Origin of the sequence: Streptomyces chiangmaiensis (genome assembly GCF_036281785.1) — a bacterium.
In the GTDB taxonomy this organism is placed as follows: Bacteria; Actinomycetota; Actinomycetes; order Streptomycetales; family Streptomycetaceae; genus Streptomyces; species Streptomyces chiangmaiensis.
Genome location: NZ_JAYWVC010000552.1, coordinates 1 through 1,498 on the forward strand (window position 1 = coordinate 1; position 1,498 = coordinate 1,498).

1 protein-coding gene is annotated in these 1,498 nt (G+C 69.9%); it reads right to left on the reverse strand.

Annotation, left to right across the window (positions count from 1 at the left end):
* Positions 1–1,382: IS21 family transposase (gene istA / locus VXC91_RS45445; RefSeq protein WP_329513185.1), on the reverse strand; the 1,382-nt coding region annotated here is incomplete at its 3' end.
* Positions 1,383–1,498: the final 116 nt, after the last annotated feature.

Below are 1,498 nucleotides of genomic sequence, written 5' to 3' on the forward strand. Positions count from 1 at the left end.
GACAGCAGGTCCTTCTCGGCGAAGCGGCCGGTGACTGCGGCGGTGCCCAGCGCGCGGTCAACTGCTTCTGGGGAGTACAGCTTTGACAAGGTGACGGCCTCGGCCATCTTGGCCTTGATCCGGCGGGTGCCGGCGGTGGCGGCCTCGACGAGCCAGGTCGCGGCGCCGGGGCCGATCATCAAGAACGCGGCCTCGGCGGCACTGGTCGCCTTCGGGGTGCGGTCGCTGTCCTTGTCGTCGCGCTGCGGGTAGTGCCCGTCGGCGATGACCGGGGATCCGGGGGTGCCGCGCGGGTGGCGGGCGACCTCGGCGGCAGTGCCGTCCGTGCCCACGGCGGTGACGACGAGTTCGTCGCCGTGGAACCGGGCCCAGACCCGGGTGTCGACCAACTCGTGCGGGACCGAGTAGCGCACCGCCTCCACCGAGATCGTGGCGTCCCAGTTGACCCGGCGGGTGGTGCCGAACGCGACGGTGAAGGGTTGCCTGGGCAGTGGGTGGAGCCGCTGGCGTTCCTCGGCGAGCATCTCGGCCGGAGTACGGCGGGTCGCGCGGTGCACCCGCGTGTTGACCTCGGTGCAGAACTCGCGGCAGGCGGCCTCCAGTTGGGCGAAGGTGCGGTATTCCTCGAGCAGGTTGACGTCCTTGGGGACCAGGTCGGCCTTGGCGATGCGTACGGTCGCTTCCGAGCCGCCCTTTGTCTCTGGGTCGGCGGGCAGGCAGGTGCGGATGGTCGTGCCGTAGTGCCGGGCGACCTCGACGATCTCGGGGTTGCGGACCGCGATCCCGGCGATGTGGTCGGTGGTGACCGTCTTCTCGTTGTCGGTCAGTACGAACGCGGGGATCCCGCCGATCCTGCGGAACGTGGAGTCCAGGCACGCTGTCACGGTGGGCAGGGTCTTGTCCCAGATCGGGATCACGACCCGGAACCGGGACCAGGCCAGCCACGCGCACCACAGCGTGGTCTTCCGGCCGCCGATCACCGGCCCGTCGCCGAAGTCGTACTGAAGCCACAGCCCCGGCTCGGTGATCCAGGGGCGGTATATCCTCCGTCGCCCGGCCAGGTACTGGGCCTTCGCCTCGGCCACGGTGCGGCGAGTCGTGCGCTCCCCGCCGGTGAAGCCCATCGCGGTGATGCGCTTGTGGACCACGTCCGCGCGGATCCTGCCGCCGGAGCGGACCACCAGTTCCTCGATCTTGGGCAGGTAAGCGTCGATCGCGCGGTCCCGGTGCCTGCGGGCCTCGGGGGCCTGCCCAGCCGCCCGCATCTTCACATAGCGGGCCACGGTGTGGTGGTCGCACCCGGCCAGCTCGGCCGCCGCGCGGTAACTGCCCGTGAGGTCGTATGCCTCCAGGATGTCCATGATCTCCCTGCTGCTCTTCACCCGCCCGACTCTCGCCGACCGGGAACTGGATCTTGCGAGCGGGGAGATATCTGGCCGTCCGTGGGGAAACCACTGGCCATCAGTGGGGCCGTAAATGGCCGCCTATGGGGAGTTTT